The organism is Bacillus sp. GbtcB14, from assembly GCF_019091205.1.
In the GTDB taxonomy this organism is placed as follows: Bacteria; Bacillota; Bacilli; order Bacillales; family Bacillaceae_G; genus Bacillus_A; species Bacillus_A cereus_AG.
Map to the genome: position 1 here is coordinate 1 of NZ_JAGXJT010000017.1, position 17,018 is coordinate 17,018.

Below are 17,018 nucleotides of genomic sequence, written 5' to 3' on the forward strand. Positions count from 1 at the left end.
ACACGGAAGTTAAGCTCTCTAGCGCCGATGGTAGTTGGGACCTTGTCCCTGTGAGAGTAGGACGTCGCCAAGCAACTAAAAACACGAGTCATTTGATTCGTGTTTTTTTGTGTTTTCTTTTATAATCTATAGTAATAAAAAAAATGTGTTTAAATAATTATTATTTTGATTAAATACAAGGGACTGTGGCTAGGATAGTGAATAAGCAAAAGAGTTGCAAATTTTATTAATACGTATATAATTAAAGTCAAAGATAGTCAAAGTCAATAAAGGTGGCGGATAAATGAGAAATATATCTGATATCATTGAGCAATATCTAAAGCAAGTTATTGACTTAAGTAATAATAATGTGATTGAAATCAAAAGAAATGAGATTGCGGATCGATTCGAGTGCGTACCATCTCAAATCAATTATGTAATCAATACCCGCTTTACGTTAGAAAGAGGATTTGTAGTAGAAAGTAAACGTGGTGGGGGAGGTTACATTCGCATTATAAAAGTCAAACTGCATGACGATATAGACATTATTGATCAAATGCTTCATATGATTGATCATAGTGTTGCGCAAGGGAATGCAGAGAGTATGATTATACGTTTAATAGAAGAGGGAATCATAACAAATCGTGAAGCTAAACTTATGTTAAGTGTACTAGATCGTTCTGTGTTATCAATGGATGTTCCTTCTCGAGATGAACTTAGGGCTCGAATATTATGCGCAATGTTAAGAACACTGAAATATAAATAAATACGGCTTTTGTAAAAAAATAACTAAGAGATAATGCAGTTAAATATTGTAGAGGTTTTGAAAAAAGAACACGCACTTTTATTTAAACGAATAAAGGAAAGTGAACAATCTAGTAATGTATGAAAGTACTATGAGATAGATCGTTCCTGTTGTAAAGGTGGGATAGTGATGACTTGTCAAAACTGTAATATAAGACCAGCAACTTTACATTATACAAAAGTAATCAATGAAAAGAAGACGGAAGTTCATCTTTGTGAGCAATGTGCAGAACAAAGTGGCTATACGTCTTTCTTTCAATCAACGCAGTCTAACTTTTCATTCCATGATTTATTTGCTGGATTATTACACGGTGAATCAACAATGTTTGAAGAAGGACAAAAGGGGCTTTCGAATACAAGTATATTAAGGTGTCCAGATTGTAAGATGACATATGAGCAATTTACAAAGGTGGGACGCTTTGGATGTGCTTCTTGTTACGATACATTTAAGGAACATTTAAAGCCGTTATTAAAACGTCTTCACGGCGGACATACAGATCATTGTGGAAAAATTCCGGAACGTATAGAAGGAAATATTCACTTAAAGAAAGAATTAGATGAACTAAAACTCATTCTGAAACAATACGTACAGAAAGAGGAGTTTGAGAAAGCTGCTGAAGTAAGGGATAAAGTTCGAGGTCTTGAAAATCAGCTTAGTGAGCATAGAGAGGGGGAATAGTTCTATGTCACTGGACAAAATTATGAATGAAGCGATTAGTCCATGGATGAAGGGGGATGGCCCTGATTCTGATATTGTTTTAAGTAGTCGAATACGTTTGGCTCGTAATTTTAAAAAATATCAATTCTCTACTATGCAAAACGAAGAAGAAGCTAAACAGATTCATGAATTATTTAAAAAGGAATTTATAAATAAAACGGTAGAACCTTTTGGAGAGTTTGAACTATTAAAAATGAATGAATTAACGCCTCTTCAAAGGAGAGTATTAGTTGAAAAGCATTTAATTAGTCCTAACCTTGCAGGAACAGAATATGGAGCATGCCTATTGTCAGAAAGCGAACATATTAGTGTTATGCTTAATGAGGAAGACCATATTAGGATTCAGTGCTTATTTTCAGGGTTGCAGTTATCAGAGGCCCTTCAAAGTGCCAATCAAATAGATAATTGGATAGAGGAAGAGGTTGAATATGCTTTTGATGAATCACTTGGATATATAACGAGCTGCCCTACTAACGTTGGTACCGGATTGAGGGCGTCTGTAATGATTCACTTACCGGGACTCGTTTTAACGAAAAGAATTAGCCGTATTATACAAGTAATTCAAAAATTAGGGTTAGTAGTAAGAGGAATATACGGTGAAGGTAGCGAAGCGTTAGGTAATATATTTCAAGTGTCAAATCAAATGACGTTAGGAAAATCTGAAGGAGATATTATTGCAGATTTAAAGAGTGTCATTCAACAGATCATACAGCAAGAAAAAATGGCTAGAGAATTAATTGTACAAAATTCAAGTATTGAGCTTGAAGATAAAGTTTATCGCTCTTATGGCATACTAGCAAACAGTCGGTTAATTCAATCTGCAGAAGCTGCTACTTGCTTATCAGATGTACGACTGGGTATTGATTTAGGATATATAAAAGGTGTATCGAGAAATATTTTGACTGAGCTAATGGTTCTTACACAACCAGGCATTTTACAACAATATGCAGGAGGACCTTTAGGACCAGAAGAAAGAGATTATCGAAGAGCAACCTTAATCCGTGAGCGATTACGTATTGAAAAAAACTAAGCGCAAGTAGGAGGCGATTTCTATGATGTTTGGAAGATTTACAGAAAGAGCACAGAAAGTATTAGCTTTATCTCAAGAGGAAGCAATTCGTATCGGGCATAATAATATTGGAACAGAACATATTTTACTTGGGCTTGTACGCGAAGGGGAAGGAATTGCAGCAAAAGCGTTAATTGCTCTTGGATTAAGTCCAGAGAAAGTTCAAAAAGAGGTAGAAGCGTTAATTGGACGCGGAACAGAAGCTTCTCAAACTGTACATTATACACCGCGTGCTAAAAAGGTTATTGAATTGTCCATGGATGAAGCTCGTAAATTAGGTCATTCTTACGTTGGAACAGAACATATCTTACTTGGTTTAATCCGTGAAGGTGAAGGTGTAGCAGCACGTGTTTTAAATAACTTAGGTGTTAGTCTAAATAAGGCAAGACAACAAGTATTGCAACTTCTTGGAAGTAATGAAGCAAGTTCAGGTCACCAAGGTGGTTCTTCAACAAATGCAAATACACCGACACTGGATAGCTTAGCGCGTGATTTAACAGTTGTTGCACGTGAAAATCGTCTGGATCCTGTTATCGGGCGTGGTAAAGAAATTCAACGTGTAATTGAAGTTTTAAGCCGTAGAACAAAAAACAATCCTGTATTAATTGGAGAGCCTGGTGTGGGTAAAACGGCAATTGCAGAAGGATTAGCACAACAAATTGTAAATAATGAAGTTCCTGAAACATTAAGAGATAAGCGTGTTATGACACTAGATATGGGTACAGTTGTAGCTGGAACGAAATATCGTGGTGAATTTGAAGATCGTTTAAAGAAAGTTATGGATGAAATCCGTCAAGCTGGAAACATTATTCTATTTATTGATGAACTTCATACATTAATTGGTGCAGGTGGAGCAGAAGGTGCAATTGATGCATCGAACATTTTAAAACCATCTTTAGCACGCGGAGAGTTACAATGTATTGGGGCGACAACTTTAGATGAATATCGTAAATATATTGAAAAAGACGCGGCTTTAGAGAGACGTTTCCAACCAATTCACGTTGATGAGCCAAGTCTAGACGAATCAATTCAAATCTTGAAAGGTTTACGTGATCGTTACGAGGCACATCACCGTGTATCTATTACAGATGATGCGATTGATGCAGCTGTAAAGCTTTCAGACCGTTATATTACAGATCGTTTCTTACCAGATAAAGCAATTGATTTAATTGATGAAGCTGCTTCAAAGGTTCGCTTGCGCTCTTATACAACACCACCAAATTTAAAAGAGCTTGAAGTAAAGCTTGAGGAAATTAGAAAAGAAAAAGATGCAGCTGTACAAAGCCAAGAATTTGAAAAAGCTGCTTCCTTACGTGATATGGAACAACGTTTACGTGAAAAGTTAGAAGATACAAAGCGTCAGTGGAAAGAGAAACAAGGACAAGAAAATTCAGAAGTAACAGTAGAAGATATTGCAAATGTCGTTTCCACATGGACGCGTATTCCGGTTTCTAAACTTGCACAAACAGAGACAGATAAATTATTAAACTTGGAATCAATTTTACATGATCGTTTAATTGGGCAGGATGAAGCAGTTGTAGCTGTAGCGAAAGCTGTTCGTCGTGCTAGAGCGGGATTGAAAGATCCGAAACGTCCGATTGGTTCATTTATTTTCTTAGGACCAACAGGTGTAGGTAAAACGGAGCTAGCAAGAGCATTAGCAGAATCTATGTTCGGTGACGAGGATGCAATGATTCGCATCGACATGTCTGAGTACATGGAGAAGCATTCTACCTCTCGCTTAGTTGGATCTCCTCCAGGATATGTTGGATATGAAGAAGGTGGACAATTAACAGAAAAGGTTCGCCGTAAGCCATATTCAGTTGTTCTATTAGATGAAGTAGAGAAAGCTCATCCTGATGTGTTTAACATTTTACTACAAGTATTAGAAGATGGTCGCTTAACGGATTCTAAAGGGCGTACAGTTGATTTCCGTAATACAATTGTTATTATGACATCTAACGTTGGTGCCGATGCGTTAAAACGTAATAAACATCTTGGATTTAACGTACAAGATGAGAGCCGCGATTATTCAGATATGAAAGGTAAAGTAATGGATGAACTGAAAAAGGCATTTCGTCCAGAATTCTTAAACCGTATTGATGAAATTATCGTGTTCCATATGCTTGAGAAAAAACATATTCAAGAGATTGTAACACTTATGGTGAATCAGTTAGTGAAGCGCTTAAAAGAGCAAGAAATTGAATTGCAATTAACAGAAGGAGCGATTTCAGCCATTGCTGATAAGGGATTTGACCGAGAATACGGTGCTCGTCCGCTTCGTAGAGCAATTCAGAAACATGTAGAAGATAGACTATCGGAAGAACTTTTAAAAGGTGCTATTGAGAAAGGACAAAAAGTTATCTTTGATGTTGAAGGGGAATCATTTGTCATTCATAGTGCTGAAAAGGTAAAATAAGTATAGACAAACTAAGAGGGCTACGAGATAGCCCTCTTTCTTATACGAGAAGGATAAACTGTTTATAGATGAAAGTGAAGTGAAATATAAAACGATATGGCTAAAAAGAAAACAAAATTCACATGTCAAGAGTGTGGTTATCAGTCACCAAAATATATGGGGAAATGCCCTGGTTGTGGTCAATGGAATACGCTTGTTGAAGAGATGGAACCGGTTGTATCATCAAGACGCCTTAATTATGCCAATGCAATTCAATCGGAAGTAACAAAACCAAGACGCCTAACAGAAGTAGAAACAAAATCTGAGGCACGTATTGAAACGAAATTCCAAGAGTTTAACCGTGTACTTGGTGGTGGGATTGTAGATGGATCCTTAGTACTGATTGGTGGAGACCCTGGGATTGGGAAATCAACATTGTTATTACAAATTTCATCGCAATTAGCAGATTCTTCATATGATGTACTATACATATCAGGTGAGGAGTCAGCAAAGCAGATTAAACTTCGTGCAGATCGTTTGCATGTAAAGGGTAGTAATCTATTTGTTGTAGCAGAAACTGATCTACAGCGAATTGCAGCGCACATTGAAGAGATGAATCCAGCTTTTGTTGTTATTGACTCTATTCAAACGATACATTTACCTGAAGTGACGTCAGCACCAGGAAGTGTAGCGCAAGTACGTGAATGTACAGCGGAATTAATGAAACTTGCAAAAACGAAAGGAATTCCTATTTTTATCGTCGGACATGTGACAAAAGAAGGGGCAATTGCAGGGCCTCGTATGTTAGAACATATGGTCGATGCAGTTCTTTACTTTGAAGGAGATCGTCATCATACATATCGTATCTTGCGAGCTGTGAAGAATCGTTTTGGTTCCACGAATGAAATGGGTATTTTTGAAATGAAAGAGCTTGGTCTTGCGGAAGTCTTAAATCCTTCTGAAATTTTTCTTGAGGAAAGACCCGTTGGAGTCGCAGGATCAACAGTAGTTGCCTCAATGGAAGGAACAAGACCGGTTTTAGTAGAAATACAAGCATTAATCTCCCCTACTAGTTTTGGAAACCCTCGAAGGATGGCGACGGGAATTGATCATAACCGTGTATCGCTTATTATGGCAGTGCTAGAAAAAAGAACAGGTTTATTATTGCAAAACCAAGACGCATATTTAAAAGTAGCAGGTGGTTTGAAATTAGATGAACCAGCAATTGATTTAGCTGTGGCTTTAAGTATTGCTTCAAGTTTTAGAGATAAACCTACGACACCAACTGATGCAGTAATAGGAGAAGTAGGATTAACTGGAGAAATAAGAAGAGTATCAAGAATTGAACAACGTGTACAAGAAGCAGCTAAATTAGGATTTCAACGTGCTATTATTCCTAGAAAAAATTTGGGGGGATGGACAATTCCGGATGGGATTGAGGTAGTAGGTGTATCTAATTTAGGGGAAGCGCTTCGTTTGACATTAGGAGGCTAGGCTATGGAAGAAAACAAGCAACGTGTCAAAAGTATGATTAATATTTTACAGCTCGTGGCCCCAGGAACACCACTGCGCGAAGGGATAGATAATGTGCTTCGCGCACAAACAGGGGGACTAATTGTTCTTGGATATAATGAACAAATTAAAAGTATTGTTGATGGGGGATTTCACATTAATTGTGCATTCTCTCCTGCTAGTTTATACGAATTAGCAAAAATGGATGGGGCACTTATTTTAAATGAAACTGGAAGTAAAATTTTAATTGCAAATGCACAGTTAGTTCCAGAGGCATCTATTGATTCTATTGAAACAGGTATGCGCCACCGGACGGCAGAGCGTGTAGCAAAGCAGACAGGTAGTCTTGTTGTGGCTATTTCACAAAGACGTAACGTAATTACACTATATCAAGGAAATTTACGTTATACACTAAAGGATATAGGTGTTATTTTAACAAAGGCAAACCAAGCTATTCAAACGTTAGAAAAATATAAGGCTGTATGGAATGATGGCATTACGAATTTGGGCATTCTAGAATTTGAAGAAGTCGTTACAATGTCCGAGGTGGTTCATGTGTTACATAGTGTTGAAATGGTACTGCGGATTAAAAATGAAATATTGAGCTATATTCATGAGCTAGGAACAGAAGGTAGGTTAATCCGTTTACAACTTACAGAACTACTAGCTGATTTAGAGGCAGAGGCAGCGTTATTAATTAAAGATTATTATCAAGAAAAAACACAAGACCATCATCAAATTTTGAAAAAGTTACAAGATCTTGCGAATACACAACTTCTAGAGGATAGCGATTTAGTTAAATTGCTTGGCTATCCAGGACAAATGAGTTTAGAAGAAAGTGTGACGCCGAGAGGATACCGAATCACAAGCAAAATTTCGCGCGTTCCGCCACTTATCATTGAAAATTTAATTAATCGATTTAAGACTTTGCAAGGTGTTTGTCGAGCAACTATTAATGAATTGGATGATGTGGAAGGAATTGGAGAAGTCAGGGCGAAGAAAATACGAGAAGGCCTAAAAAGAATCCAAGAGCATCTCTATATGAGTAGACACAATTAAGAATATTACATTGATTCTATAATATAACGACACTAGAACATTTTTGGTATATGATATGGTATATTGGTAAATAAAACTATTTATAAAAAAACACGTCCGCTTTTGCATTCGGCGTTTTGATTAGCGAAACAATGGTTAATAATGAGTAGGAGGTGGTTGGATGTTAAAACGAATTGTACAGCTCTTCTTTCTAGTAATTGGCGGAGCGTTAGGGATTTACTTAATCCCAAAAGTTATTAATGTATTGGACATGGGTGCTGTTCCTTTATTGGAAGGATCATATGTTCGAGCAATTATTGGTGCAATTATTTTATTTTTAACAACATTTTGGCTTGTAGATTATATTGTTCAACTTATTAAGCATATTGAAGAGGCTCTTGTAAAGGCGCCTGTAGCGGATGTTTTATTTGGTACATTAGGGTTAATCTCGGGTCTTATTGTTGCATATTTAATTTTAATACCAATTCGTGAATTTACAATTCCAGTTATTAGTACAGTATTGCAAGTGTTCTTTACTCTTTTGCTTGGATATTTAGGATTCCAAGTAGGGTTTAAAAAGAGGAATGAATTGCTAGGATTATTTACATTACCACAACGTGGGAAGAAGAAAAATAATAATAGTGAGAATGAAGAAACTGAGGTAGAAGAATCTACAGCTCATTGGAAAATTCTCGATACGAGTGTAATTATCGATGGGCGTATTGCTGATATTTGCCAAACAAAGTTTTTAGAAGGAACAATTGTGATTCCACAATTCGTGTTAGAAGAACTTCAGCACATTGCCGATTCTTCTGATGCTTTAAAGCGTAATCGTGGTCGCAGAGGATTAGATATTTTAAATCGTATTCAAAAAGAGATGCCGATTCCGGTAGAAATTTATGAAGGCGATTTCGATGATATTCAAGAAGTGGATAGCAAACTTGTAAAGTTGGCGAAAATCACTGGTGGAACCGTAGTAACGAATGATTTCAACTTAAACAAAGTTTCTGAATTACAAGGGGTAACGGTGTTAAATATTAACGATTTAGCTAATGCAATTAAACCTGTTGTACTCCCAGGTGAAGAACTGAGTGTTTATGTTGTCAAAGATGGAAAAGAACAAAATCAAGGTGTTGCATATTTAGATGATGGCACGATGATTGTAGTAGAAGATGGTAGAGAGTATGTAGGTTCACAACTCAATGTGCTTGTTACTAGTGTATTACAAACATCGGCTGGGCGTATGATTTTCGCTAAACGTAAATTATTAGAAAAAGCATTATAAGTAGAGGATTATTAATATGTATACATTAATTATTCCAGCAGCTGGTCAAGGTAAGCGGATGGGTGCAGGTAAAAACAAGTTGTTCTTACTTATTAATGAAGTACCGATTATTGTGCATACGTTACGTGCTTTTGAAAAGGATAAAGCGTGCAAAAGTATTATTATGGCAATTAACGAAGAAGAACGTCCGTATTTTGAAGAATTAATGCAGAAGTATCCAATTGAAAAGCCAGTACAATTTATTCAGGGCGGGGCCGAAAGACAAGATAGTGTATATAACGCCATTCAGCATACTAGTGATGTTGAGTATGTTCTTGTACATGACGGCGCGCGTCCATTTGTAACGAATAAAGTGATTCAAGATGTATTAACTGCAACGGAAAAATATGGAGCGTCCATTTGTGCGGTACCAGTGAAAGATACAGTTAAGAAAGTAGAGCAGGGTATCGTTGTCGAAACGGTAGAAAGATCTCAGCTCAAAGCTGTACAAACACCACAAGGGTTCGCTGTTTCTCTTTTGTTAGAAGCTCATAGAAGTGCAAAACAGGGTTGTTTCCTTGGTACAGATGATGCAAGCCTCGTAGAACGTATCGGGAAGCAAGTAGGTGTAGTAGAGGGGAGTTACTATAATATTAAAGTGACGACTCCAGAGGATTTATTAATTGCTGAAAGTTTCCTTCATGTTCAAAAGAAATGACAGTGATGATTATAGCGAAGAAAAGCTCGGCAACAGCCGGGCTTTTCTTTATAAGGATAGCGATATAATATAGAATCATAAAGCTCTGTAGTTTAGCTTGAGGAGGATGTAAAAAATGTTTCGAATTGGACAAGGTTTTGATGTGCATGAGTTTGCGGAAGGTAGACCGTTAATTATTGGTGGAATTACAATTCCTCATGAGAAAGGATTAATTGGTCATTCAGATGCAGACGTATTGTTACATACGATTGCGGATGCATGTTTAGGTGCAATTGCAGCTGGGGATATTGGAAAGCATTTCCCTGATACAGATCCTGCTTTTAAAGATGCTGATTCAGCTGTATTGCTGCAAAAGGTTTGGGAATTTGTACGTGAACAAGGTTACGAGTTAGGGAATCTAGATTGTACAATTATTGCTCAAAAGCCAAAAATGGCACCACATATTGAAAGTATGCGTAAACGTATTAGTGAACTATTAGAAACGTCTATTGACAATATCAATGTAAAAGCAACAACAACAGAAAAATTAGGATTTACAGGTAGAGAAGAAGGAATTGCTTCTCAAGCAGTTGTTTTATTACAGAAAAAATAATGGTTTTTAATTCGTAAGATGGATAATCACATTTTTTTGGTGTACAATTATAGAATGTGTTGACATTAAGAATGGAAGGTGTACCAATTATGGAAAAGCAAGTGAGAGTGCGCTATGCGCCAAGTCCAACAGGACACTTACATATCGGAAATGCGCGTACGGCATTATTTAATTATTTATTTGCTCGTCATCAAGATGGTAAGTTTATTATTCGTATTGAAGATACTGATGTGAAACGTAATGTTGCTGGTGGAGAAGAAAGCCAATTAAAATACTTGAAATGGCTCGGTATGGACTGGGATGAAGGTGTTGATGTTGGTGGTGAATTTGGACCATATCGTCAAACAGAGCGTTTAGATATTTATAAAAAATTATATGAAGATTTATTAGAGCGTGGTTTAGCTTACAAATGTTATATGACAGAAGAAGAGCTAGAAGCAGAGCGTGAAGGTCAAATCGCTCGTGGTGAAACACCGCGTTATGCTGGAAACCACCGTGATTTAACTGAGGAGCAAATGAAAGGATTTGAGGCTGAAGGCCGCATTCCGAGTATTCGTTTCCGTGTACCAGTTGATCGCGATTACACGTTTAAAGATATCGTAAAAGATGAAGTTGCATTTCATTCAAATGATTTCGGTGATTTCGTTATCGTGAAAAAAGATGGAATTCCAACTTATAACTTTGCGGTAGCAGTGGATGATCACTTAATGGAGATTACACATGTACTTCGTGGTGATGATCATATTTCAAATACGCCAAAACAAATGATGATTTACGAAGCTTTCGGTTGGGATATTCCGCAATTTGGTCATATGACTTTAATTGTAAACGAAAGCCGTAAAAAGTTAAGTAAGCGTGATGAATCTATTATTCAATTTATTGAGCAATATAAAGAGCTTGGATATCTTCCAGAAGCAATTTTCAACTTTATTGCACTATTAGGTTGGTCGCCAGTAGGAGAAGAGGAAATCTTCTCTCAAGATGAGTTTATCAAAATGTTCGATGCAGCTCGTTTATCAAAATCGCCTGCATTATTTGATTCTCAAAAACTAAAATGGATGAACAACCAATATATGAAAAAGCAAGACTTAGATACGGTGGTAGAGTTAAGTTTACCGCATCTAGTGAAAGCTGGACGTATAGGTGAAACTTTAAGTGAACAAGAACAAGCTTGGATTCGTGATGTAATTGCGTTATATCATGAACAAATGAGTTTTGGAGCTGAAATTGTAGAGCTTTCTGAAATGTTCTTCAAAGATCATGTTGATTATGAAGAAGAAGGACAAGAAGTATTAAAAGGTGAACAAGTACCAGAAGTACTTCGTGCATTTGCTGGTCAAGTAGAAGCACTAGAAGCGATGGAACCTGCAGCAATTAAGGCGGCTATTAAAGCAGTCCAAAAGGAAACGGGTCATAAAGGTAAAAACTTATTTATGCCAATCCGTGTTGCAACTACTGGTCAAACACATGGCCCAGAGCTTCCTAATGCTATTGCACTTCTTGGAAAAGAAAAAGTTTTAAATCGTCTTCAAAAAGTAATTGGTTAACATTTTCTAGGTTTAGAAATATAATAAGTATACTTAAAACCTAATAAGGAAAAGCGACGAGAAGGAGAAGTAGAAAATCAGGCTTTTTACAGAGAGAACCACCTTTAGGCTGGAAGTGGTTTATAAGCGGATTTTTGAAATGCCCCTTCGAGTCTTCTGCTGAACGGCGAATTATTTTGTGAAACGTCTTAGGGCGTTAAAGTAAGCAGAAGCGGTGTACACCGTTATCAGAGATGAGTTTGAGGCTTTTTTAGCCTAAACAGAGTGGAACCGCGCTTAAAAGGCGTCTCTGTCAATATGACAGAGGCGTCTTTTTTTATACCGTAAAACTGGGTGTGAGTATAAGTTTTATCTACGTGTATAAAGATTTAGGGAGATAAGTAGGGAGTTAGTTCGCTCGAAAAAGCAGCCCATAAAGGGGAGGGAACATCGATGTTTAAGAGGCTTCGGGAAGATATTGAAGTCGTTTTTGAACAGGATCCAGCGGCAAGAAGTTATTTCGAAGTCATTTTGACTTACTCTGGATTACATGCAGTTTGGGCCCATCGGATTGCACATGCTTTTTATAAAAAGAATTTCTTCTTTATTGCACGTTGGATCTCACAAGTTAGTCGTTTCTTTACTGGCATCGAGATTCATCCAGGAGCAACAATTGGTCGTCGTTTTTTCATAGACCATGGAATGGGGGTTGTAATTGGAGAAACGTGCGAAATTGGTGATAATGTAACGATCTATCAAGGGGTTACATTAGGTGGTACGGGTAAAGAAAAGGGAAAGAGGCATCCTACAATTCAGGATAATGTATTAATTGCAACAGGTGCTAAAGTACTAGGTTCTATTACAGTTGGAGAGAATTCTAAAATTGGAGCAGGTTCTGTCGTATTAAAAGAAGTCCCTGCACATTCTACAGTTGTAGGTATACCTGGCCGAGTAGTTATTCAAAATGGAGTAAAGATCGGTCAAGAATTAAATCATTCTGATCTTCCAGACCCGATTTTTGATAAATTAAAGGTTATGGAAGTAGAACTTGATAAATTGAAAAAACAACTTGAAGTAAAGGTAGAAAGGAAGGATAAAAATGACTATTCACATTTATAATACGTTAACGCGTCAAAAGGAAGAGTTTACTCCATTAGAAGAAAATAAGGTAAAGATGTATGTATGTGGACCTACAGTTTATAACTACATCCACATTGGGAATGCAAGACCACCTATGGTATTTGATACGGTACGCCGTTATTTAGAATATAAAGGGTATGATGTGCAGTATGTATCCAACTTTACTGACGTAGATGATAAATTAATTAAAGCAGCAAATGAATTAGGTGAAGATGTGCCGACAATTGCGGACCGTTTCGTTGAAGCGTACTTTGAGGATGTAACGGCACTAGGTTGCAAACATGCAACAGTACATCCGCGTGTAACGGAAAATATGGATATCATTATTGAATTTATTCAAGAACTTGTGAATAAAGGATATGCATATGAATCAGAAGGTGATGTGTACTTTAGAACGAAGGAATTCGAAGGGTACGGTAAATTATCGCATCAACCAATCGCAGACTTACGTCACGGTGCGCGTATTGAAGTAGGAGAAAAGAAACAAGACCTGCTTGATTTTGCTTTATGGAAAGCTGCGAAAGAAGGAGAAATCTTCTGGGAAAGCCCTTGGGGGAAAGGTCGTCCAGGCTGGCATATTGAATGCTCGGCAATGGCGCGTAAATACTTAGGAGATACAATCGATATTCATGCTGGTGGTCAAGACTTGGCATTTCCTCATCATGAGAATGAAATTGCGCAGTCTGAGGCGTTAACAGGAAAAACATTTGCACGTTATTGGATGCACAATGGATATATTAATATTAATAATGAGAAGATGTCTAAGTCACTGGGGAACTTTATTTTAGTTCACGATATCATTAAGCAATATGATCCACAGTTAATCAGATTCTTTATGCTATCGGTGCATTACCGTCACCCAATTAATTTCAGTGAAGAGTTATTACAAAGTACAAATAACGGACTGGAAAGAATTAAAACGGCTTACGGTAACTTAAAACACCGTATGGAAAGCAGTACCGATTTAACAGATCATAATGAAAATTGGTTAGCAGAACTGGAAAAATTCCAGACTGCATTTGAAGAAGCGATGAATGATGACTTCAACACGGCTAATGCAATCACTGAGTTATATAATGTAGCGAATCATGCGAATCAATATTTACTGGAAGAACATACGTCTAAAGTGGTTATTGAAGCATACGTAAAACAACTTGAAACGTTATTTGATATTTTGGGGTTAGAATTAGCGCAAGACGAGTTACTTGATGAAGAAATTGAGGCACTTATTCAAAAACGTATTGAAGCTCGTAAAAATCGTGATTTTGCATTGTCAGATCAAATTCGCGATGATTTAAAAGACCGTAACATTATTTTAGAAGATACCGCTCAAGGTACAAGATGGAAAAGAGGATAAGAATGATTGATGCAAAGCAATTGAACAGCTTAGCGTTAGCATACATGGGTGATGCGGTATATGAACAATATATCCGCTATCACCTACTCCAAAAAGGGAAAGTTCGTCCTAACCAATTACATCGATTAGGGACAAGCTTTGTTTCGGCAAAAGCACAGGCGAAAGTTGTTTATCATTTATTAGAGACAGCATTTTTAACTGAAGAAGAAGAAGCGGTACTAAGAAGAGGGCGTAATGCAAATTCAGGTACTGTTCCGAAAAATACGGATGTACAAACATATCGACATAGCACAGCTTTTGAAGCGCTAATTGGCTATCATCACTTATTAAATAATCGCGAAAGATTAGACGAAATTGTATATAAGGCAATTGCTGTTTTAGAAGAAAAGGAAGGGGGCACATCATCATGAGTAGTGAATATATTATCGGACGTAACCCTGTAATTGAAGCGTTACGATCAGGAAGAGATATTAATAAAATTTGGATCGCAGAAGGTGCTGCCAAAGGACAAGTACAAATTGTACTAGCACTAGCGAAAGAAAATAAGGTTATTTTACAACATGCACCAAAGAAGAAGTTAGATCAATTAGTTGAGGGGAACCATCAAGGTGTAATTGCTCAAGTGGCTGCGTATCAATATGCTGAGCTAGAAGATCTATTTAAAGTAGCAGAGAAGCGTAATGAAGATCCGTTCTTCTTAATTTTAGATGAAATTGAAGACCCGCATAACCTAGGTTCTATTATGCGTACTGCGGATGCAACAGGAGCTCATGGAATTATTATTCCTAAGAGAAGAGCTGTGGGACTTACAGCGTCAGTTGCAAAAGCGTCTACTGGAGCAATTGAATACATTCCTGTTGCGCGCGTAACGAATTTATCTCGTACAATCGATGAATTAAAAGAACGTGGGCTTTGGATTGCTGGTACAGATGCAAAAGGGAAAACGGATTACCGTAATTTAGATGGTAAAATGCCAATTGGATTAGTAATTGGAAGTGAAGGAAAAGGTATGAGTCGTATTATTGGTGAAAAATGTGATTTCCTAATTACTTTACCGATGGTGGGTAAAGTTACATCCTTAAATGCTTCAGTAGCCGCAAGTTTGTTAATGTATGAGGTATATCGTAAGCGTCACGAAATTGGTAAATAAAAAATGAACGATATTTTAATCGTTGACGGTTACAACATTATCGGAGCTTGGGGAGACTTGAAGAAACTACGGGATGTAGATTTGCAATCATCAAGGGATGCACTGATTGATAAGATGGCGGATTACCAAGGATACACTGGTACAAAGGTAATGATAGTCTTTGATGCTTATACAGTACAAGGCATTGAAAAAAAGATGAAACAATCGCGTGTGGAAGTCATATTCACGAGAAAGAATCAAACTGCAGATGAAAAGATAGAGCAACTAGCGATTGAGCTTAGAAATATAAATACGCAAATATATGTTGCGACTTCTGATTATACGGAACAATGGGTTATATTTGCGCAAGGTGCTCTTCGGAAATCTGCACGTGAATTAGAGTTGGAAGTACAAGCGATGGAGCAACAAGTAAGAAGGCGTACGCAAGACACGAAAGAAAAGCAACCCGCCATGCGAAAGATATTTAGTAAAGATATTACAGAAAAATTAGAAAAATTAAGAAGAGGAGAGCGTTGAAGCATTGACGCTCTTTATCTTTTTACTGTATAATATTGCTAAATAAATAGCGGTCGGAGGGATCAAGGTGGAAGCAGGCTTCGTAAGTGTAGGCGACGTTACATTTCGTGATTTAGAGGATGAGGCAATCGTTGAGTTAGTTCGAAAAGGTAATACTGACGCTCTAGAATATTTGATTCACAAATACAAGAACTTTGTTCGCGCGAAATCAAGATCTTATTTCTTAGTGGGTGCCGATCGAGAAGATATTGTTCAAGAAGGTATGATTGGATTGTTTAAAGCGATTCGTGATTATAAAGAGGACAAGCTGTCTTCATTCAAAGCATTTGCTGAACTGTGTATCACTCGACAAATTATTACCGCTATTAAAACAGCAACAAGGCAAAAACATATTCCGTTAAATTCATATGTGTCTTTAGATAAGCCGATTTATGATGAGGAATCTGATCGGACATTATTAGATGTTATTTCGGAAGCAAAGGTAACGGATCCTGAAGAAATGATTATAAGTCAGGAAGAATATACAGACATAGAATCTAAAATATCTGAATTATTAAGCGATTTAGAAAGAAAAGTGCTTTCTTTATATCTAGATGGTCGTTCTTATCAAGAGATTTCGGAACAGTTAAATAGACATGTGAAATCTATTGATAACGCTTTACAGAGGGTGAAGCGGAAATTGGAACGATATATGGAAATGAGAGAGAGTACCACTTTAAATTCATAACAAATGCTACAGGTGTAAAAAATCACCTGTTTTCTTTTTGTAGAGAGTGCAAAAGGCATGTCATTGACATTGTCTTTTGTTGTATGATACATTTTTAGGGACATAATGTTACAAGGTTGGTGTAACTAATGAGGAAAAAAGTTGTACTCTCATGTGAAGAGTGTAAAAATCGAAACTACTCTACGATGAAAGATACGAGCTCAGTAGAGCGACTTGAAATAAAGAAGTTTTGTAAAACATGCAATCAGCATACAGTTCACAAGGAAACAAAATAAATAATTGAAATAATACACTGGAGGTCCCGTAGATGCGTTTAACGAACTTTTTCGGCGATGTAGGTCGCGAAATGAAAAAAGTAAGTTGGCCTAAAAAAGATGAATTACTCCGTTCAACAGCGACTGTTATCGCTACAGTTGTCTTCTTTGCGATTTTCTTCGCAGTGGTTGATATGGGCATTTCTTCTTTAATTCGGTTAATTCTTGGTTAATTCTTGAATAAGAAGCACTTATC

18 protein-coding genes and 1 other annotated feature are annotated in these 17,018 nt (G+C 37.0%); all 18 genes read left to right on the forward strand.

The genetic code is table 11. The features are described 5' to 3' along the window. Window positions 1–283: 283 nt before the first annotated feature. Complete coding sequence (ctsR, locus tag KVT31_RS26900; protein WP_001244563.1) at window positions 284–745, forward strand: transcriptional regulator CtsR; 462 nt, start codon at window positions 284–286, stop codon at window positions 743–745. 168 nt (window positions 746–913) lie between these two features. After that, entirely contained in the window at window positions 914–1,462 is a 549-nt protein-coding gene (gene mcsA, locus KVT31_RS26905; RefSeq protein ID WP_088094800.1) for a protein-arginine kinase activator protein McsA, read from the forward strand. 4 nt (window positions 1,463–1,466) lie between these two features. Further along, window positions 1,467–2,531: a protein-arginine kinase McsB gene (mcsB, locus tag KVT31_RS26910; RefSeq protein ID WP_088094801.1), complete on the forward strand. Its 1,065-nt coding sequence runs from the start codon at window positions 1,467–1,469 to the stop codon at window positions 2,529–2,531. A gap of 22 nt (window positions 2,532–2,553) precedes the next feature. Continuing rightward, window positions 2,554–4,989, forward strand: coding sequence for an ATP-dependent protease ATP-binding subunit ClpC (gene clpC / locus KVT31_RS26915; protein WP_088094802.1), 2,436 nt, complete (start codon window positions 2,554–2,556; stop codon window positions 4,987–4,989). 96 nt (window positions 4,990–5,085) lie between these two features. Continuing rightward, a complete protein-coding gene (gene radA / locus KVT31_RS26920) occupies window positions 5,086–6,462 on the forward strand; it encodes a DNA repair protein RadA (RefSeq protein WP_001085204.1) in 1,377 nt (458 codons plus the stop codon). Window positions 6,463–6,465: 3 nt separating this feature from the next. Then, window positions 6,466–7,539 carry a DNA integrity scanning diadenylate cyclase DisA gene (disA, locus tag KVT31_RS26925; RefSeq protein WP_000392165.1) on the forward strand — a complete coding sequence of 358 codons (1,074 nt, stop codon included), beginning with the start codon at window positions 6,466–6,468 and terminating at the stop codon, window positions 7,537–7,539. 160 nt (window positions 7,540–7,699) lie between these two features. Beyond that, entirely contained in the window at window positions 7,700–8,803 is a 1,104-nt protein-coding gene (locus KVT31_RS26930) for a PIN/TRAM domain-containing protein (protein ID WP_088094803.1), read from the forward strand. Between the two features lie 16 nt (window positions 8,804–8,819). Next, on the forward strand, window positions 8,820–9,500 hold the full coding sequence (gene ispD / locus KVT31_RS26935) for a 2-C-methyl-D-erythritol 4-phosphate cytidylyltransferase (protein ID WP_088094804.1): 681 nt from the start codon (window positions 8,820–8,822) through the stop codon (window positions 9,498–9,500). Between the two features lie 115 nt (window positions 9,501–9,615). Further along, window positions 9,616–10,092, forward strand: a complete 477-nt coding sequence (gene ispF, locus KVT31_RS26940) for a 2-C-methyl-D-erythritol 2,4-cyclodiphosphate synthase (protein ID WP_000488386.1) — start codon at window positions 9,616–9,618, stop codon at window positions 10,090–10,092. A gap of 89 nt (window positions 10,093–10,181) precedes the next feature. Further along, window positions 10,182–11,639, forward strand: a complete 1,458-nt coding sequence (gene gltX / locus KVT31_RS26945; RefSeq protein ID WP_088094805.1) for a glutamate--tRNA ligase — start codon at window positions 10,182–10,184, stop codon at window positions 11,637–11,639. Window positions 11,640–11,686: 47 nt separating this feature from the next. Further along, window positions 11,687–11,933, forward strand: a binding site (T-box leader). Window positions 11,934–12,071: 138 nt separating this feature from the next. Beyond that, window positions 12,072–12,737 (forward strand): serine O-acetyltransferase, encoded by a 666-nt coding sequence (cysE, locus tag KVT31_RS26950; RefSeq protein WP_000476500.1) that lies wholly within the window; start codon window positions 12,072–12,074, stop codon window positions 12,735–12,737. After that, window positions 12,718–14,115, forward strand: a complete 1,398-nt coding sequence (gene cysS, locus KVT31_RS26955) for a cysteine--tRNA ligase (RefSeq protein WP_088094806.1) — start codon at window positions 12,718–12,720, stop codon at window positions 14,113–14,115. Before cysE ends, cysS begins: the two co-directional genes overlap by 20 nt. A gap of 2 nt (window positions 14,116–14,117) precedes the next feature. Beyond that, window positions 14,118–14,525: a Mini-ribonuclease 3 gene (locus KVT31_RS26960; RefSeq protein WP_000564261.1), complete on the forward strand. Its 408-nt coding sequence runs from the start codon at window positions 14,118–14,120 to the stop codon at window positions 14,523–14,525. Further along, window positions 14,522–15,265: a 23S rRNA (guanosine(2251)-2'-O)-methyltransferase RlmB gene (rlmB, locus tag KVT31_RS26965; RefSeq protein WP_000093762.1), complete on the forward strand. Its 744-nt coding sequence runs from the start codon at window positions 14,522–14,524 to the stop codon at window positions 15,263–15,265. Before KVT31_RS26960 ends, rlmB begins: the two co-directional genes overlap by 4 nt. Window positions 15,266–15,268: 3 nt before the next feature. After that, window positions 15,269–15,781: an NYN domain-containing protein gene (locus tag KVT31_RS26970; RefSeq protein WP_000997888.1), complete on the forward strand. Its 513-nt coding sequence runs from the start codon at window positions 15,269–15,271 to the stop codon at window positions 15,779–15,781. Window positions 15,782–15,848: 67 nt separating this feature from the next. Beyond that, the gene (locus tag KVT31_RS26975) at window positions 15,849–16,508 is read left to right on the forward strand and encodes an RNA polymerase factor sigma-70 (RefSeq protein ID WP_000387198.1); all 660 of its coding nucleotides are present in this window, start codon (window positions 15,849–15,851) and stop codon (window positions 16,506–16,508) included. Between the two features lie 128 nt (window positions 16,509–16,636). Beyond that, the gene (gene rpmG / locus KVT31_RS26980) at window positions 16,637–16,783 is read left to right on the forward strand and encodes a 50S ribosomal protein L33 (protein ID WP_002070160.1); all 147 of its coding nucleotides are present in this window, start codon (window positions 16,637–16,639) and stop codon (window positions 16,781–16,783) included. Between the two features lie 32 nt (window positions 16,784–16,815). After that, complete coding sequence (gene secE, locus KVT31_RS26985) at window positions 16,816–16,995, forward strand: preprotein translocase subunit SecE (RefSeq protein WP_001241321.1); 180 nt, start codon at window positions 16,816–16,818, stop codon at window positions 16,993–16,995. Window positions 16,996–17,018 lie beyond the last annotated feature (23 nt).

What these genes read in the sequence shown, in the direction of transcription:
- cysS (WP_088094806.1), top strand. Translation starts at nt 12,718, where the DNA reads ATGACTATTCACATTTATAATACGTTAACGCGTCAAAAGGAAGAGTTT.
- clpC (WP_088094802.1), top strand. Translation starts at nt 2,554, where the DNA reads ATGATGTTTGGAAGATTTACAGAAAGAGCACAGAAAGTATTAGCTTTA.
- mcsB (WP_088094801.1), top strand. Translation starts at nt 1,467, where the DNA reads ATGTCACTGGACAAAATTATGAATGAAGCGATTAGTCCATGGATGAAG.
- cysE (WP_000476500.1), top strand. Translation starts at nt 12,072, where the DNA reads ATGTTTAAGAGGCTTCGGGAAGATATTGAAGTCGTTTTTGAACAGGAT.
- ctsR (WP_001244563.1), top strand. Translation starts at nt 284, where the DNA reads ATGAGAAATATATCTGATATCATTGAGCAATATCTAAAGCAAGTTATT.
- radA (WP_001085204.1), top strand. Translation starts at nt 5,086, where the DNA reads ATGGCTAAAAAGAAAACAAAATTCACATGTCAAGAGTGTGGTTATCAG.
- disA (WP_000392165.1), top strand. Translation starts at nt 6,466, where the DNA reads ATGGAAGAAAACAAGCAACGTGTCAAAAGTATGATTAATATTTTACAG.
- mcsA (WP_088094800.1), top strand. Translation starts at nt 914, where the DNA reads ATGACTTGTCAAAACTGTAATATAAGACCAGCAACTTTACATTATACA.
- rlmB (WP_000093762.1), top strand. Translation starts at nt 14,522, where the DNA reads ATGAGTAGTGAATATATTATCGGACGTAACCCTGTAATTGAAGCGTTA.
- rpmG (WP_002070160.1), top strand. Translation starts at nt 16,637, where the DNA reads ATGAGGAAAAAAGTTGTACTCTCATGTGAAGAGTGTAAAAATCGAAAC.
- ispD (WP_088094804.1), top strand. Translation starts at nt 8,820, where the DNA reads ATGTATACATTAATTATTCCAGCAGCTGGTCAAGGTAAGCGGATGGGT.
- gltX (WP_088094805.1), top strand. Translation starts at nt 10,182, where the DNA reads ATGGAAAAGCAAGTGAGAGTGCGCTATGCGCCAAGTCCAACAGGACAC.
- KVT31_RS26930 (WP_088094803.1), top strand. Translation starts at nt 7,700, where the DNA reads ATGTTAAAACGAATTGTACAGCTCTTCTTTCTAGTAATTGGCGGAGCG.
- KVT31_RS26970 (WP_000997888.1), top strand. Translation starts at nt 15,269, where the DNA reads ATGAACGATATTTTAATCGTTGACGGTTACAACATTATCGGAGCTTGG.
- secE (WP_001241321.1), top strand. Translation starts at nt 16,816, where the DNA reads ATGCGTTTAACGAACTTTTTCGGCGATGTAGGTCGCGAAATGAAAAAA.
- KVT31_RS26960 (WP_000564261.1), top strand. Translation starts at nt 14,118, where the DNA reads ATGATTGATGCAAAGCAATTGAACAGCTTAGCGTTAGCATACATGGGT.
- ispF (WP_000488386.1), top strand. Translation starts at nt 9,616, where the DNA reads ATGTTTCGAATTGGACAAGGTTTTGATGTGCATGAGTTTGCGGAAGGT.